This is a genomic window from uncultured Parabacteroides sp., from assembly GCF_902493135.1.
Lineage (GTDB): Bacteria > Bacteroidota > Bacteroidia > Bacteroidales > Tannerellaceae > Parabacteroides.
In genome coordinates this window covers 15,881-33,003 of sequence record NZ_CABUOD010000015.1, presented here as the reverse complement: position 1 = coordinate 33,003, position 17,123 = coordinate 15,881, and the positions used below count along the sequence as shown (strand labels likewise).

The window sequence follows — 17,123 nt, the reverse complement described above, 5'->3', positions numbered from 1 at the left end:
ACGTTATTGTTGTCTGTTTTGTTTTTCCTGCAATTTGCGTTCCATTTCGGCCAGCATGTCGCTCAGACGTTCGACACGGCTTTTTGTGATCGCAACGCGACCTGAACGAATGAACTGCAAGACACCGATCGTCTCGCTCAACTCTTTGAAGAGGGCTTGCGTTTCATCGTAATGCCCGCTCTTTTCGAGAACGACACACGTTTCGTTCATTTCGAGAATACGGGCGTTATATTTACGGATCAGATCCTCGACCGTCCCCATCTTGATGAACAGTTCGGTACTCAACTTATAAAGGGCGATCTCCTGGAAAACCAGATCTTCATCCGTATTGTAATAAGCCTTCAGGATATCCACCCGCTTGTCGATCTGCTTCACGACCTTGTCAATCATGTCTTCATCGGCAAATGTCGTGATCGTGAACTTGTGTATGCCTTGTATGGCGGAAGGTGAAACGGAAAGCGTCTCGATGTTCAACTGCCGGCGCGTAAAGATAATCGTAATCTGGTTCAGAAGACCTACTGTATTCTCCGAAAAGATAATAACGGTATATAATTTTTTTGTTGTCATAGCATCACCTCCTTACTTATCACCTAATATCATGTTTGTCACGCTTCCTCCGGCAGGAACCATCGGATATACCATGCCGCACGCTTCCACGTTGGCAACCAGCACATACGCCCCGTCATGGTTCAACATCTCGGCGATCGCCTCATCCAGTTCCTCCCGTTTTTCCACAGCGCGGCTGGCAATACCGTATGCTTTCGCAATCGCAACGAAATCGGGGTTCTCCATGATCGTATTCGAATAGCGCTCGTGGAAGAACAGCTCCTGCCACTGGCGTACCATCCCCAAGAAATTATTATTGAGGATAATGATTTTCACGTCCAGTTTTTCCTGCATGATGGTTCCCAACTCTTGGATCGTCATCTGCATCCCGCCGTCGCCGGTAAAGAAGCAGACCGTACGGTCGGGCGCACCGAACTTGGCACCCATAGCGGCCGGAAGGCCAAAGCCCATCGTCCCCAGACCGCCCGAAGTAACCACGCTGCGAGTACGTTTATATTTGAAATAGCGGACTCCCATCATCTGGTTCTGTCCGACATCCGTCACCAGGACGGCATCGTTGCCGGTCGCCTCGGACACTTTCCGGACGACTTCGCCCATTTTCAGCGGCCCGCTTGCCGGACACAATTCCTTGTCGATCACCTTTTCATATTCTTCCTGCGCATCCGGCTCGAACTCGGCATTCCACTCCGGACGCTTCCGTTCATCCAGCAAGGCGGTTATCATCGGGATGGTATGCTTGGCGTTTCCGAGCACCTTCACGTCGACCGGTACATTTTTCCCGATCTCCGAATTATCGATATCGAGATGGATCACTTTCGCCTGCTTGGCATATGTCTTCAAGTCGCCTGTGACACGGTCGTCGAAACGCATACCGATAGCGATCAGCACGTCGCATTCGTTAGTCTTCCTGTTTGGCCCGACATTACCATGCATACCCAGCATACCTTTATTCAAAGGGAAATCGGAAGGCAACGCCGACAAGCCGAGAACGGTCGAACCGGCAGGAATGTCATTCTTCATCAGAAACGCTTTCAACTCTTCTTCGGCACCTCCCAGCAGGACACCTTGTCCGACCAGGCAGAAAGGTTTCTCCGCTTTATTGATCAATGCGGCGGCTGTCCTGATCCGGTCCTGGTTAATATCCGGTTCCGGTTGGTAGCTGCGGACAAAATCCACTTTCTTATATTCATAATCCACCCATCCGACTTGGGCATCCTTTGCCAAATCGAGCACGACAGGTCCCGGACGTCCGGTAGAAGCGATATAGAAAGCACGTGAAACAGCCCACGCAATCTCTTCCGGTTTACGGATCTGGTAGGCCCATTTAGTGATCGGTTGCGTAATGCCGATCACATCGACTTCCTGGAAAGCGTCGGTTCCGAGCAATGGAGAAGGAACCTGGCCGGCAATGACCACCATCGGCGTACTGTCCATCAGCGCATCGGCGATGCCGGTAATGGTATTCGTCGCGCCGGGTCCTGAAGTCACCAATGTCACCCCTACTTTGCCGGATACACGGGCATACCCCTGTGCAGCATGCGTCGCCCCTTGTTCGTGACGCACCAAAACATGTTTCAATTTATCCCTGTAATCGTACAAACTATCGTAAATAGGGATCGCCTGTCCGCCGGGATAACCGAAGATCGTATCCACCCCTTCAGCTATCAGTGACTTCAGCAAAGCCTCCGAACCGGTTATCTTATGTTTCTCCATATCTCTTTATTTTAGTCTTGTGTTTAATCTTCTACTACTCTCACTCCTCCCTTATCGGCCGAGCTAACCATCTTGCCATAGGCTCTCAAAGCTTTCGAAACGACCCGTTCACGGTGAGGAGGCGTAAAGGCTTTCGTGCCGCGGGCTTCTTCCGCTTTACGGCGCTCTGCCAGTTCAGCATCGCTGACCTTCACATTAATCGTACGTTCGGGGATATCGATCTCGATTATATCGCCGTCTTTCACCAAACCGATCGCTCCACCTGCCGCCGCTTCGGGAGAGATATGTCCGATGGAAAGGCCGGAAGTACCGCCGCTGAAACGACCGTCCGTAATCAGCGCACACTCCTTGCCTAAATGGCGGCTCTTTATATAGGAAGTGGGATAAAGCATTTCCTGCATGCCCGGACCGCCTTTCGGTCCTTCGTGTGTGATCACAACCACATCGCCCGAAACCACTTTTCCGCCGAGGATGCCTTCGCAAGCCGCATCCTGTGAATCGAATACTTTTGCAGGGCCGGCAAACTTCCAGATACTTTCATCCACACCGGCCGTCTTGACCACGCATCCGTCCAGTGCGATATTCCCTTTCAGGACGGCCAAGCCGCCGTCTTTGGAATAAGCATGTTCGATGTCACGGATACATCCGGCGGCACGGTCGGCATCCAGTTCCTTATAGTAGGTTTCCTGCGATCCCATCCGGATACTGAAACGACGGGCGGGAGCGCTCTTGTATTTCCTGACAGCCTCGTCCGTCACATTCGGGGAGGTGATTGCAAATTTATCAACGGCTTCGGCAAGCGTCATACCGTCCACACGCTTTACACTTCCGTCTACCAGGCCGCCTTTCAGCAATTCGTTCATAATCCCCATGATGCCGCCGGCACGGTTTACATCCTGGACATGATAGGTGTGCGTGTTGGGAGCTACCTTGCAAAGGCAAGGAGTCTTGCGGGAAAGCATATCGATATCGTCCATCGTGAAGTCCGCTTCCGCTTCCTGAGCAATAGCCAACAGATGGAGGACTGTGTTCGTAGAACCGCCCATCGCGATATCCAATGACATGGCATTCAGGAAAGCCTGGCGGGTGGCGATACTACGGGGAAGAACCGACTCATCACCGTCGCGATAGTATTTATAGGCATTTTCCACAATCTGCCGGGCAGCATCGCGGAACAGTTGCGTACGATTTGCGTGCGTAGCGACGATCGTCCCGTTGCCCGGAAGAGCCAGCCCGATCGCTTCGTTCAGGCAGTTCATCGAGTTGGCCGTGAACATACCGGAACAGCAACCGCATCCCGGACAGGCATTCCGTTCCACCTGTGCGATCCGTTCATCGCTGACTGAAGTGTCGGCCGATTCGATCATGGCATCGATCAAATCCAGATGCCGCCCCGCCAGTTCACCGGCTTCCATCGGGCCGCCGGAAACAAAGATCGTCGGGATATTGAGCCGCATGGACGCCATCAGCATCCCCGGCGTGATCTTGTCGCAATTGCTGATGCAGACCATCGCATCGGCTTTGTGGGCATTTACCATATACTCGACACTGTCCGCAATAATATCACGTGAAGGGAGCGAATAGAGCATTCCGTCATGTCCCATCGCGATACCGTCGTCGATCGCAATCGTATTGAACTCGGCGGCAAAACAACCTAACTTTTCGATCTCCGCCTTTACCTGTTGTCCGATCTCATGCAAATGGACATGACCGGGCACAAACTGGGTAAACGAATTCACAATCGCTATAATCGGTTTGCCGAACTGCTCTTCTTTCAGGCCGTTGGCACGCCACAAAGCACGGGCTCCGGCCATGCGCCTGCCCTCTGTACTGTATGAACTTCTTAACGGATTCTTCATCATATCATTTGTTATTTTCGGACGGCCCACAAACCGCCCCTCTGTTTATTTTCTTACATTATCATATATTAAAAAAGCCCTTCTCTATATGGAGAAAGGCTTAAGAAATATCTTTATACGACTTCACAACTTCTTACACACCTTTCTCCTTACCTGCTAATGATTAGAAGGACCACCACGAGAATAATATGCAATACGTTGTTCATCATCTTTTCTTACGTCTTTATTTTTATTTGACGCTGCAAATGTAGAACAATAATTCATACCGTCAAAGAAATTAAAAGAAAAATATCAATTTATCTTACATTTCTCAAGCAAAGAAACAAGATGGGCTTGCAGTTTAACACTTTCAGCAAGCGACACCAGCCTTGTTTTCACCATACAGCTTAAATGGAAAATCGCACATCTTTTATAATAGCATATATCATCTCCCGAATCCCGAAAACGGGTACACTTATTGTCATATGCCTACTTATTGTACGGTTTCCTTAATTACCCGCTGGTCCAAATCGAAACAGTAGCGCATGAATTTTAGTTTTCCAGCCCATTTATTTCAAATTTCCCGCAAGGGTAATATTTTTTAATAGTATCTTTGACCCCTGTCAATTCAGAACTTATATACAAATGAAACAATACAACTTTGACGAAATCATCGAGCGCAGGGGGACGAACTGTGTCAAGTTCGATAACCTGAAAGAACGTTTCGGGAATGAGAACCTTACCCCCCTTTGGGTAGCCGACATGGATTTCCGGACACCGGACTTTATTGTCAACGCAATCAAGAAGCGCCTGGAGCATGAGATTTTCGGGTACACATTCGATTCGGATTCTTATTATAACAGCATCATCGAATGGGTACATTATAAACATAACTGGAAAATCCGCCGCGAATGGCTTAGTTACATCCCAGGCATCGTAAAGGGAATCGGTTTCGTTTTGCAATGCTTCACACAACCGGGCGACAAAGTCATTATCCAGCCACCGGTTTACCACCCTTTCCGTATTGTCCCGGAAAGCATGCACCGTGAGGTTGTTTACAATCCGCTTAAAATGGTAGACGGCGCTTATGAGATGGATTTCGAGAATCTTGAATCGGTTATCGATGAGCATTGCAAAGTTCTGATCCTTTGCAATCCTCATAATCCTGGGGGAATCGTCTGGGGAAAAGACACGCTGGCCAAACTGGCAGAGGTTTGCGCCAGACACGATATACTCGTTATCTCCGATGAAATCCATGCGGAGATGGCTTATCCGCAATATACGCATCATCCGTTTGCGACTGTTTCAGAAACAGCGGCCGATTGCAGTATTACTTTCATGGCTCCGAGCAAGACCTTCAATATTGCCGGAATCGTTACCTCCTATTCGATCATTCCTAATGCGGAAATACGCGAAAAATTCTATTCCTTCATGGAAGCGGGAGAATTCAATGCCGGAACGATCTTTGCCTATACGGCAACAGAAGCAGCTTACACATACGGAGCCGAATGGTTGCAACAGATGCGGATGTATATCACGGAAAATGTGCGTTTCGTAGATGAATATTGCAAATCCAAACTCCCTAAGATCAAAGTCTATCCACCACAGGCCTCTTTCCTCATATGGCTGGATTGCCGTGACTTGAAACTAAGCCAGCCTGAACTGGTGAGCTTGTTCCAGGATAAAGCCGGCTTATTGCTGAATGACGGAAGCATGTTCGGCCCCGGAGGTGAAGGATATATGCGTTTGAACATCGGTTGTCCGCGTTCCGTCCTGTCTTCGGCTTTAGACACTTTAAAGAAAGTTATAGACAAGAAATAACGGTTTCCAAGCAGACAAGTCGGAAATTATGCGTAGATTTGTCATCGTTTTATTTATCACAAATACAATTACAAATGAAAATTACAGCAAATAAGTTCGTTGCAGTTACTTACGATCTGAACGTAGGCGAAGGCGAAGAACGCGAATTGATGGAAAGAGCAACAGCCGAAACACCTCTGAAATTCATCTTTGGTACAGGCGCTATGCTCCCCGCTTTTGAAGACGCTCTGAAAGGACTGGAAGTAGGCGACAAATTTAACTTCTCTATAGCTCCGGCTGATGCATACGGCGAGTATGTGGAGGAACACGTACTGGATCTTCCGAAGAATATTTTCGAGGTAGACGGCAAGTTCGACTCGGAAATGGTCAAAGAAGACAACACGATCCCGATGATGGACTCGAACGGTAACCGCATGAACGGTACTGTAGTAGAAGTAAAAGAAGATGTAGTCGTTATGGACTTCAACCATCCGTTGGCAGGCGAAACACTGCATTTCAACGGTGAAGTCATCGATGTACACGAACCGACAGCTGAAGAAATCGCAGCCCTTTCTGCTCCGGCAGGTGGATGTGATTGCGGATGCGAAGATTGCGGAAGCGATTGCGGCGACCACAAACACGAAGGTGGATGCGGATGCGGAGGATGCAAGTGAATACATTCGGAAACATTTACAGACTGACCTCTTTCGGTGAATCGCATGGTCCCGGCATCGGGGGCGTAATAGACGGATGCCCTGCCGGTATCGAATTGGATACGGCTTTTATCCAGAGTGAACTGAACCGCCGTAAACCGGGACAATCCAAAATCACGACTCCCCGCAAGGAGGACGACGAAGTACAGTTCCTTTCCGGTATTTACGAAGGAAAAACGACAGGGACTCCGATCGGTTTCATCATCTGGAACAAGAACCAGCACTCGGCCGACTACGACAATATGAAGAGCGTCTATCGTCCTTCCCATGCCGACTACACCTACCAGACCAAATACGGAATCCGCGACCCGCGCGGCGGCGGACGTTCATCGGCACGTGAAACGATCGCCCGTTGCGTAGCCGGAGCAATTGCCAAACTGGCTCTTCGCCAGAAAGGTATCCGGATCCAGGCATTTACTTCGCAGGTCGGAAACGTCCGACTAAGCGGCTCGTATATGGACTACGACCTAAGCAAGACGGAAGACACGGCCGTACGTTGTCCGGACCCGGCGACCGCCGCAGAAATGGAGGCTTTGATCGCCGAGGTGAAATCCAAAGGAGATACGATCGGCGGCGTAATCACTTGCGTGGCACAGGGAGTTCCCGTCGGTTTGGGCGAACCGGTATTCGGAAAGCTACATGCGGCATTGGGACATGCTATGTTGACAATCAATGCCGTAAAAGGTTTCGAGTATGGCGACGGCTTCGAAGCGGCCTTATATCGCGGATCGGAACGCAACGACCGTTTCTTCAATGACAACGGACACATCAACACGCACACGAATCATTCCGGAGGCATACAGGGCGGCATCTCGAACGGGCAGGATATTTATTTCCGTGTCGCCTTCAAATCGGTTGCTACCATCCTGATGGAACAGGAAACCGTCAATATGGAAGGCGAGGACACGATCCTGAAAGCCCGCGGACGCCATGATCCGTGCGTTTTACCCCGAGCTGTCCCCATTGTCGAATCAATGACGGCAATGACACTGCTCGATTACTTGCTGATACAGAAAACAAGGGAATAAAGAATGTGCCAATGAAGATAGCAACAGTTTGCATTTTCATTGGCACACTACTCGTGGTGATAGGGTTCGTTATTCAGAATTGTCATCGCCCGATAGATCTGCTCGATAAAGATCAGGCGGATCATCTGGTGGGAAAAAGTCATTTTGCTTAAAGATATTTTCTCGGCGGCGGACTTATAAACGGCATCGCTGAAGCCATACGGGCCACCGACAACAAAAACCAGGCGCTTCGGGACCGTATGCGTCTTTCTTTCTATATAGGCAGAAAACTGCATCGAGGTGAACTCTTTTCCTTTCTCATCCAACAAAACCAAATAGTCGCCCGGTTGTAATGTTTTCAGAATCAACTCGCCTTCCTTCTCTTTCTGTTGGGATTCGGAAAGATTCTTGGCGTTCTTGATATCAGGGATCACTTCCATTTCGAAAGGGATATAATGAACCAAGCGGTTCTTGTACTCATTGATCGCTTCCACAAAATAGCCGGCATCCGTCTTGCCGATCACAATCAGTGCAATTTTCATTCGTTTACATTTTAGAGATTGAGGACGCTAAATTACAGGAAAAAATACATACCTTTGCACGATAATACTCACAAAAAGAGGAGAAAGCTTATGAAACGATTATTTCTGACGTTGGCATTGGTTCTCTCGGTTCTGAGTGTAATGGCCGCCGATATCCTTCCGATATCGAACGCTTTTAAAGGAGGCAACGCCTCGTCGCTCAGCGGATCAATGGACAAGGAAGTCGACATGGCCCTACCGGGTTCATCCAAAAAGTGCAACGCAAACGACGCTGTTTCAATGCTGAATGCCTTCTTCGGAGGGAACAAGCCGACAGGATTCACAGTCGTCCATCATGCTGATAAAAAAGAGAATGGTTTCTTTGTCGGCAAACTGCCTACTTCATCCGGTGAATATCGCGTAAACGTGACATACCGTGCAGAAGGGAACAAAGCGATTATACAGTCTATCAGAATTGAATAAAAAGATCTTATGATTTATAATTTATGATTTATGCCTTGTCGCATATAATTCGAATTATAAATCATAAATCATAAATCAACAGTAACATGAACGTACAAGAGACAAAAGAACAACTGATTGCGGAACTGATCCGCCTGGCATTTGCAGAAGATATAGGTGATGGCGACCATACGACTTTATGTTGCATTCCGGCAACGGAAATGGGGAAGAGCCAGCTGATCGTGAAGGAAGACGGCGTATTGGCCGGTGTCGAAATGGCTGAACGTATTTTCCATACATTCGATCCGGATCTGAAAATGACGACATTCATCCACGACGGAGCCGAAGTGAAGAAAGGCGATATCGCTTTTGTAGTCGAAGGCAAGGTACAGTCTTTGTTGCAAACCGAACGCCTGATGCTCAACGTCATGCAGCGCATGAGCGGTATTGCGACCACGACACGCAAATATGTCAAGGCATTGGAAGGGACGAAAACACGCGTGCTGGATACGCGTAAAACGACTCCGGGCCTGCGCATGGTCGAGAAAGAAGCGGTTAAAATCGGTGGCGGCGTCAACCATCGTATCGGGTTGTTCGATATGATTTTGCTGAAGGACAACCATGTGGACTTTGCCGGCGGTATCGAAGCGGCCATCACACGTTGCCACCAGTATCTGAAAGAGAAAAACAAGGATTTGAAGATCGAAATCGAGGTTCGTAACTTCGACGAGTTGCAGGAAGCAATGCGTGTCGGCGGTATCGACCGTATCATGCTGGACAACTTCAATATCGAGAATACGAAGAAAGCCGTCGAAATGGTTGCCGGACGTTATGAGCTGGAATCTTCGGGTGGCATCACATTCGCCACACTTCGCGATTATGCCGAATGCGGTGTGGATTATATCTCGGTCGGAGCCCTGACACACTCTGTCAAGGGGCTGGATATGAGCTTCAAGGCTTGCTAAAGATATTTACTCCGATAAAATAGATGGCGTAAGGATTTTTACTTATCTTTACGCCATCATTCATATCTAATCAGAACAACTATGAAACAAATCCCCAAAAATCCCTCTTCCCACAAGAAGAAACAGCCAAAAGGAATCTCTCCCAAAGTATTAAAAGCAATCTATATAGAAGCCGGACAATACACATTGGACCTCTCCAAATTAATCTTTGGCGGGATAATATTAACAATGATCACAAATGCAGATATAAACAGAATCATTACATTTGCAATTGGATGTATATCTATTATAGTATTAACAATAATAGGATTTATCCTATACAAAAAAGGAAAGGAATAATTATGATAGAAAGTTATTTATTAGCAGGTCTATTCGGTGTTATGTCATTGGCAGGGATTATTTTCCTTATCTTCATCCGGACTCCGAAAGGAAAGAGATGGTTCAACGGCGAATATTGAACCTCCATCATACCTATTCCGGGGGCGAGCGACCTCGCCCCTACGAAATACGCGTTACGACGCCCTCCTCTAACAGGTATTGCTGGTTGCTCTCCGGGCATGTGGCGATACCTTTTTCATTGAAGGAGAGGCGATGCCCGTACTCGCTTACCCAACCGATCCGGCGGGAAGGGTTGCCGACCACCAAAGCATAAGGCGGAATATCTTTGGTGACCACGGCCCCTGCGCCGATCATGGCATATTCGCCGATCGTATGCCCGCAAACGATCGTTGCATTCGCACCGATAGATGCTCCTTTGCCGACATGTGTCTTCAAATATCGGTCTTTACGGGAAACGGCACTGCGGGGATTGACCACATTCGTAAAAACGCAACTGGGTCCTAAAAAGACGTCATCCCCGCAAGTCACGCCGGTATAGACGGAAACATTGTTCTGCACCTTCACATTACTTCCTAAGACGACCTGCGGAGAAATCACGACATTCTGTCCGATATTGCAATTCCGACCGATTGTGCACCCCGGCATAATATGGGAAAAATGCCAGATGCGCGTGCCGTCGCCGATCGTGCATCCGGGATCGATAACGGCTGTTTCGTGTGCCTGATAAGCTGCCATTTATTTATAGATTAAGAAGATTGTCGGTTTCTTGCTCAGATCGGGGACCTTTCCGGCCCATTCTTTGACGGGACGCGTATGGATATATTCGTCTTCACAAGTGATATTCGAAGCAATGCACAATTTGGTCGAAGGACGGCACGTGCGGATCAACTCCTCCGCCAATTTATTATTGCGGTAAGGCGTTTCGATGAACAGCTGCGTCTGGTTCTCCGAATAGATGCGCCCTTCCAGCTTCTTGATCGCATTCGTACGCTGCGAAGCGTCAATCGGCAGATAGCCGTGAAAGGCAAAGCTCTGCCCGTTAAAGCCGGAACCCATCACCGACATCAGGATCGAAGAAGGGCCGACCAGCGGAACCACCTTGTAATTCTTACGCTGTGCGATCGCCACCACATCCGCCCCCGGATCGGCAACCGCCGGACAGCCGGCCTCCGAGATCACGCCGACCGACTCGCCCTTCGCCAAAGGAACCAGATAAGCAGCAACGGCTTCGGCCGACGTATGCTTGTTCAATTCATAAAAGACAAGATCGTCAATCACGATCGAAGGCTCCGTCTTTTTCAGGAAACGGCGTGCCGTACGTACATTTTCGACAATGAAATGACGGATGGAAAGGATGACCTCCCGGTTGTATTCGGGAAGGACCCGGCGATGTTCGACGTCGCCAAGCGTGACAGGGATGAGATAGAGAGCGGACATGAATTTATGATTTATGATTTATGATTTATGATTTATGATCCGTGATCATGATAAAAAGGGCGGCATTGCCATAAATCATAAATCATAAATCATAAATCTTAATGCAAAAGTAGTATTTTTGCCGAAAACAAGCGAAAAGAGATGGCACTTCCGATAGATTTTATCACACGTACCCGTGCATTGCTGGGAAATGAGTTCGACAGTTTCGAAGCGGCGTTGCAGGCCGATGTCCCCGTCAGTATCCGTATCAACGAGAAGAAAGGCACTCCTGCTCCGTCGACGGCCGGTGCGCCGTGCGAACGGGTGGCCTGGTGCGAGGCAGGCTATTACCTGCCCGAAAGGCTTTCGTTCACCTTCGACCCGCTCTTCCACGCCGGCGCCTACTATGTGCAGGAAGCCTCCTCCATGTTTCTCGGACAGGCGATCCGCAGCCATGTGAAAACGCCTGTCCGGTGTCTCGACCTATGCGCTGCTCCCGGAGGCAAATCGACCCATCTGGCGGCTTGCCTGCCGGAAGGCAGCCTGCTGGTCAGCAACGAGGTGATCCGCAGCCGGAGCCATATACTGGCGGAAAATATCGCCAAGTGGGGAAATCCGAATTGCATCGTGACCGGCAACGACCCGGAAGAGATCGGGCGCCTTACGCATTTCTTTGATGTGATCGTCGCCGACGTGCCCTGTTCCGGCGAAGGCATGTTCCGCAAAGATACCGACAGCACAGGCGAATGGAGCGTCGCGAACGTCGCGCTCTGTGCCGGACGCGGGCGCCGCATCATCCACGACATCTGGAACGCGTTGAAACCCGGCGGTCTGCTGATCTACAGCACCTGTACCTACAACACGGAGGAGGATGAAGAGAACGTCCATCATATAACGGAAGAATTGGGAGCCGAAGCACTGCCCATCCCCGTGAAGGACGAATGGCAGATCACCGGCCCGCTCAAATACGACCATCCGGTCTACCGCTTTTTCCCGCACAAGACCAGGGGCGAAGGTTTCTTCCTCGCCGCCCTGCGCAAAGCGGACGGCGAGACGGAGGAGATCCGGTTCAAAAACAAGAATAAAAAAGAAAAGGGAAAAACAGTTCCTGCCGTCCCGGAAGCAGCCAGAACCTATCTGTCGGACACCACCACCTTCGCACCCGAATGGAGCGGAAGTTACCTCCGGATGCTCCCCGAACCCGTCCGAGACGTATATCCCCTGCTTTGCGAGCACCTGCGCATTCTTTCGGCCGGGATCTGCATGGGCGAAGCCAAAGGAAAGGACTTCATCCCCGCCGAAGAGCTGGCACTCAGCACGGCCCTGCGCCGGGAGGCTTTTCCCACGGTCGACCTCGATTGGGAGGACGCCATCCGGTATCTGAAAAAAGAAGCCCTTCTCCTCCCCGACAGCACCGAAAAAGGCTATGTCCTGGTCTGTCACAAAGGTTTCCCGCTCGGCTTCGCCAAACATCTCGGCAACCGTGCCAACAACCTCTACCCGCAGGAATGGCGCATCCGCACAGGGTATGTGCCGGAGAAGGTGAAGACATTCGAAATGAAGGTTTAGGGACGTGACGGCTGCTTGTGATAGACGCTATTCGCTTTTCACCACCTCCGCCGGATTACTGTTGGCCGCCCTCAGCACTTGCCCCAGCACGGTAAGGAGCACCACCGCGACCACTCCCGTTATCACGCCGGCCAACAACCACCAGGGGATGTCCGTACGGTAGGCATACCCTTGCAGCCAACGGCTCATGGCGATGTAAGCCAACGGGAGCGCGACCGCGCCGGCAAGCATCACCTGCACCGTATATTCACGGAAGAACATGCGGATGATATCGCCCACTCTGGCCCCCACCACCTTACGGACAGCTACCTCCTTGCGCCGGCGCTGCGTGGCGGCCGAGGCTACGGCGTAAATGCCGAACAACGAGATCAGCAGGCAAACGACCGCCAGGACGGAAAACATCTTCAAGCCGGCTTGCTCCGAATAATTCAGACGGTCATACATCTCGCTTAACCGTACCGGATGAACATCTACGAAAGAGGCATCTATCGCGGGCAACACTGCGTTTATCCGTCGGATCGCCTCCTGCTCCTGCCCCGGCACAGCACGGACATACAGACTGTTTGTCGGATAAACCGAAGGGAAGAAGATCGTTGGAAGAATGCGGCTACGAAGCGAAAAGAGATGGAAATCCTTCACAACACCGACCACCCGGTATTCTTCCGGCTCATTCAACGTCATGCGGATAACGGTGCCCACCGGCTCCTCAAGCCCCATCGCCCGGACAGCTTCCTCGTTGAGCACGACATTACGCTCTCCGCCTTCACCCAACCACTCCCCTTGAAGCATGTTGACCTTGAAGGTTTCGGCAAACCGGCTGTCGGTCGGCACGACACAGAATGCCGATTTTTCGGATTGCGCCTTCCCCGGCCATTCGATATCCGTTTTTATGTCGGAAGGAGTCGCACTATGCTTCGGCGTAAAATAGGTATCCGTCACATTCCCGACTTGCGGGATCGAAGCCAGCTCCTTCAATAAGGCCGCCCGCACATCCTCATTAATAAAAAGCTGTATGCCGGACAAATAGACAATCCCATTGCGATCGAACCCCAGATCCTTGTGATTGACGAAACGCATTTGCAACATCACCACCCACGCAGCGACAATAAACAGGATACTGACAGCCAATTGCAAGGTAACGGCTACGCGTTGCAAGCCCAATTGCCCGGTCGTCTTCCTTTCCGCCAGCGGCCGGACGACCAACCGGCTTAACCGCCAAAAAAGGACAGAACCGACAAGGAGCACCAATAGCATCACTCCAACTCCGCAGAGGGCAAAAAGCCCTAATACCCGCGGCATCTCCATCGAAATCCCCAGCAATCCGGAAAAGACCGGATTGACAGCCACCACCAAATAGCAGGCCGGAAGCAACGCCAAAAAGATAGCACAAGTCAACTCAAACAACATTTGCCCGATAAGCTGGCCGCCCGACGCTCCATTCACAGCCCTCAGACGCAACTCGCGCATGCGTTGACGAAAAAGATCAAGATGCAGATTCAGGAAGTTAAACAAGGCGCTGAAAAGCAACAACATTCCGGCGACAACGAACAAACGTATGAAATTCAGTGTAAACGGAGCCTCATCCTTCAGCCGGTAGCGTACGTCCCCTATCGGCAACATCCGTATTTCGACATTCTCGTTCGCCAGTGACCGCGAAGGAAAATCACGCAATTGACCGACAAGGCGACCGACATCCGTATAAGGAGGCAATTTCGCATACATCTGTAAAGAGGCAAAATTCCATATCGCCTTCCCGGATTCATCCACAAAGGTCTTGTGCATCTTTATCTGCTCATGCGAAAGAATAGCCTCAAACGACAAATTAGTGTTGGCCGGAGGATCTTTAATGACTGCCGTAACGGTATAAGGCGGATCATATTGAGTCAGGCCTGTACTTTTTACGGACTGTCCGACAGCCTTTTCCACGTCCCCGAACAAACGTACGGCAACCGTCTCCGTCAGGATCATATTATTGGCGACCTGCAACGGATGCCAGGCGTCGCCACTCACGATCGTCTGCGGAAAAACATCTAAAAAAGCGCTGTCCGTAAAAAGCGTAAGCAATCGGACATAGGGCGTCCCTTCGGTCTTGCAGTCATTTTGATCGATAAAAAAGACGGTAGAGGTCTGCATGGCAGGAAACCGGTCATGCAGTTTCCGGTCCAGAATGCCCGAAACCATATCGTTTGTCTTGCCGGCCTGTTTGTCAAACGAGTAAACACGATAAATGCGGTCAGCATCAGGATAGAAACCATCATACGACGTCTCGTAACGCAACCAATAGAGCGCCGGGACGAAACAGGCAAGTCCGAAGGCCAACCCGAAAATACCGGTCAGCGACTGCGTCTTGAATTTCCACATATTGCGGAAAGCGATTTTCAGATAAAGTGCAAGCATAATGCCATCTAATTAAAGTTACGACTCCCGAAACAAGAGCAAAAAACATGCCAATACGCATAATCATATAATATACAACACATTGCAACAACGCAAGGCCATCGGAAGTGTCTAATTATTTGACAGCGGTGTAAATATATTAGACACTTTCCAGAGGATTCCGGCCGGACGGAGCAGTCCCGCCTCTCCGCCCGGCCACATGTCACGCCCATCAACCGCCTCCCACTCCGCTTACGTGTTGAACAACATAATAAATATATTGATATTCAAAGCCATAATCCAATATAAAAAGGTAAGTTTGCCTTCAACATAAATACAAACGATATGGCAACAAAAAGTTACAAATGGTTCTTCGACCTCGCCGAAAACCTTCTGACAAAAGACGTGACGAACGACTACACCGCCACAGTGAAAACCCTCCTCCCGAAGACGGTCGACAACCTCGCCGACGACATCGTAAAGGAAACGGCCTACAACCGCGAGACGGTCATCGGCGTCATCACCCTGTATGACAAGAAAATCATCGAATCGGTCTGCCAAGGCAACACCGTCAACACCGGATCCACGCTCTACGCCCCGGCCCTGCCCGGCTCGTTCGTCGGGACGGACGGCGTGGTAGATCCCTCCAAACAGAAACCGTATGTGAACATCAACCCCTCATCGGCATTCCGCAAGGAACTGGAAACGGTAGTGCCCGTATTCTCCGGCAACGTGCTCGACTCGGGCGGCGCACGCATCGGCCTGGTGACCGACTCGGCCACCGGACGCACGGACGGGTTCATGACACCGGGCAACACGATCGACATCACGGGCAAGAAGATCCGCAGCCTCAACGCCGACGGGTCGGGCATCGGAAGCATCAAGTTCGTCAATGCCGAAACGGACGCGGTGGCGGCAACGGTCGCCTCGACTTCGATCAACGAACCGAAACGTATCATACTGGTCGTTCCGGCCAGCTTGCCTGAAGGGACGTACCGGCTGGAGATCGAGACGTATTACAGCAACAACAACACACTCCTGAAATCTCCCCGCACATTGATATACACTCCCCTTTACATCGGTGAAGTACCAAGCAGCGGTGGCGGTGGCGAAGAAGAAAGACCGGGAGAACTCTAACCGGCATTTTCCTACTCGTCGAGTAGGCGGACGTCTTTCAGTCGAGTAGGCGGGCGTCTTTCAATCGAGTAGGTGGGCATCTATCGATCGAGTAGATGGACACCTACTCGATCGATAACTGCAAACTTATTATTCACATAAATCTCAAATCGCATGAAAACGACTGTTTTACAATCATTATTCAAAATCGCCTTGCTGCTGCTCGGCATGGCGGTCGGGTTCGGGTGCGACGATTCGGCAGGACTGGACGATCCGGACGATCCGAACGAATGGAATGTAACCAAAGGGCCGGACACATCCTCATACAAAGTCACCGGAGAGGGAGTCTGCTGGAAATTGGCAAATGCCGTCGAAAACGGCAAGTCCATCAAAAACCTCAAAGAGGAAGAAGGAGCCGATTACGGAAACTCCAGAACTTTCACACTGTCTTTCGAAGGAGACGGAACATTCCTGGAAACCGGAAAATACATAGGACGTTCATCTGTCAACACCATAGAAGGAAGCTATAGCACAGACCCGAAGGAATGGACGATACAATTGGCCGAAAAATGCGCCACGGAAGTCATCGAATCCGATTTCGGCGACCGCTACCGGGAACTGCTGGCAAAGGTGAGGGTCTGGGCATACATGGACGGATGCCTTTATCTTTATTTTGGCAATAATAGTTATTTGGAGTATGAAGTCCAAATGTAAATGCCAT

At 50.3% G+C, this 17,123-nt stretch carries 16 protein-coding genes; 9 read left to right on the top strand and 7 right to left on the bottom strand.

Annotated features, from left to right (window positions below; genetic code table 11):
- Window positions 1-3: 3 nt before the first annotated feature.
- From ilvN to ilvD, 3 genes are read right to left on the bottom strand one after another with little or no spacing between them, the layout of a single operon-like run.
- Window positions 4-567, bottom strand: coding sequence for an acetolactate synthase small subunit (gene ilvN / locus RDN79_RS08805; RefSeq protein ID WP_298549860.1), 564 nt, complete (start codon window positions 565-567; stop codon window positions 4-6).
- A gap of 12 nt (window positions 568-579) precedes the next feature.
- Window positions 580-2,280 (bottom strand): biosynthetic-type acetolactate synthase large subunit, encoded by a 1,701-nt coding sequence (ilvB, locus tag RDN79_RS08800; RefSeq protein WP_298549859.1) that lies wholly within the window; start codon window positions 2,278-2,280, stop codon window positions 580-582.
- A gap of 23 nt (window positions 2,281-2,303) precedes the next feature.
- A complete protein-coding gene (gene ilvD, locus RDN79_RS08795) occupies window positions 2,304-4,139 on the bottom strand; it encodes a dihydroxy-acid dehydratase (RefSeq protein WP_298549873.1) in 1,836 nt (611 codons plus the stop codon).
- 624 nt (window positions 4,140-4,763) lie between these two features.
- Between ilvD and RDN79_RS08790 the strand changes: the two genes are divergently transcribed.
- The 3 genes from RDN79_RS08790 to aroC all read left to right on the top strand — a co-directional run bounded on the left by RDN79_RS08790 (window position 4,764) and on the right by aroC (window position 7,659).
- On the top strand, window positions 4,764-5,939 hold the full coding sequence (locus RDN79_RS08790) for a MalY/PatB family protein (protein WP_298549858.1): 1,176 nt from the start codon (window positions 4,764-4,766) through the stop codon (window positions 5,937-5,939).
- 74 nt (window positions 5,940-6,013) lie between these two features.
- Entirely contained in the window at window positions 6,014-6,592 is a 579-nt protein-coding gene (locus RDN79_RS08785) for a peptidylprolyl isomerase (protein ID WP_298549857.1), read from the top strand.
- Entirely contained in the window at window positions 6,589-7,659 is a 1,071-nt protein-coding gene (gene aroC / locus RDN79_RS08780; RefSeq protein ID WP_298549872.1) for a chorismate synthase, read from the top strand. The genes RDN79_RS08785 and aroC overlap by 4 nt, the downstream gene beginning before the upstream one ends.
- A gap of 47 nt (window positions 7,660-7,706) precedes the next feature.
- Here the strand turns inward: aroC and rlmH are convergent, their stop codons facing one another.
- Window positions 7,707-8,180 carry a 23S rRNA (pseudouridine(1915)-N(3))-methyltransferase RlmH gene (gene rlmH / locus RDN79_RS08775; RefSeq protein ID WP_298549856.1) on the bottom strand — a complete coding sequence of 158 codons (474 nt, stop codon included), beginning with the start codon at window positions 8,178-8,180 and terminating at the stop codon, window positions 7,707-7,709.
- Between the two features lie 90 nt (window positions 8,181-8,270).
- On the opposite strand from rlmH, the gene RDN79_RS08770 reads away from it, so the two are divergent.
- The 3 genes from RDN79_RS08770 to RDN79_RS08760 all read left to right on the top strand — a co-directional run bounded on the left by RDN79_RS08770 (window position 8,271) and on the right by RDN79_RS08760 (window position 9,925).
- Window positions 8,271-8,642: a DUF4783 domain-containing protein gene (locus RDN79_RS08770; protein ID WP_298549855.1), complete on the top strand. Its 372-nt coding sequence runs from the start codon at window positions 8,271-8,273 to the stop codon at window positions 8,640-8,642.
- Window positions 8,643-8,728: 86 nt separating this feature from the next.
- Window positions 8,729-9,586, top strand: coding sequence for a carboxylating nicotinate-nucleotide diphosphorylase (gene nadC, locus RDN79_RS08765; RefSeq protein WP_005634846.1), 858 nt, complete (start codon window positions 8,729-8,731; stop codon window positions 9,584-9,586).
- Between the two features lie 81 nt (window positions 9,587-9,667).
- Window positions 9,668-9,925: a DUF6722 family protein gene (locus tag RDN79_RS08760; RefSeq protein ID WP_298549852.1), complete on the top strand. Its 258-nt coding sequence runs from the start codon at window positions 9,668-9,670 to the stop codon at window positions 9,923-9,925.
- Between the two features lie 159 nt (window positions 9,926-10,084).
- Here the strand turns inward: RDN79_RS08760 and RDN79_RS08755 are convergent, their stop codons facing one another.
- Window positions 10,085-10,660, bottom strand: coding sequence for an acyltransferase (locus RDN79_RS08755; RefSeq protein ID WP_298549851.1), 576 nt, complete (start codon window positions 10,658-10,660; stop codon window positions 10,085-10,087).
- Window positions 10,661-11,362, bottom strand: a complete 702-nt coding sequence (locus tag RDN79_RS08750; protein ID WP_298549848.1) for an SAM-dependent methyltransferase — start codon at window positions 11,360-11,362, stop codon at window positions 10,661-10,663.
- 141 nt (window positions 11,363-11,503) lie between these two features.
- Here RDN79_RS08750 and RDN79_RS08745 point away from each other — a divergent pair, with 141 nt between their 5' ends.
- Entirely contained in the window at window positions 11,504-12,910 is a 1,407-nt protein-coding gene (locus tag RDN79_RS08745) for an rRNA cytosine-C5-methyltransferase (protein ID WP_298549846.1), read from the top strand.
- 27 nt (window positions 12,911-12,937) lie between these two features.
- Here the strand turns inward: RDN79_RS08745 and RDN79_RS08740 are convergent, their stop codons facing one another.
- On the bottom strand, window positions 12,938-15,307 hold the full coding sequence (locus tag RDN79_RS08740; protein WP_298549844.1) for an ABC transporter permease: 2,370 nt from the start codon (window positions 15,305-15,307) through the stop codon (window positions 12,938-12,940).
- A 324-nt stretch (window positions 15,308-15,631) separates the two neighbouring features.
- Between RDN79_RS08740 and RDN79_RS08735 the strand changes: the two genes are divergently transcribed.
- Window positions 15,632-16,423: a DUF4469 domain-containing protein gene (locus RDN79_RS08735; RefSeq protein WP_298549842.1), complete on the top strand. Its 792-nt coding sequence runs from the start codon at window positions 15,632-15,634 to the stop codon at window positions 16,421-16,423.
- Between the two features lie 153 nt (window positions 16,424-16,576).
- Window positions 16,577-17,116, top strand: coding sequence for a hypothetical protein (locus RDN79_RS08730; RefSeq protein ID WP_298549840.1), 540 nt, complete (start codon window positions 16,577-16,579; stop codon window positions 17,114-17,116).
- Window positions 17,117-17,123 lie beyond the last annotated feature (7 nt).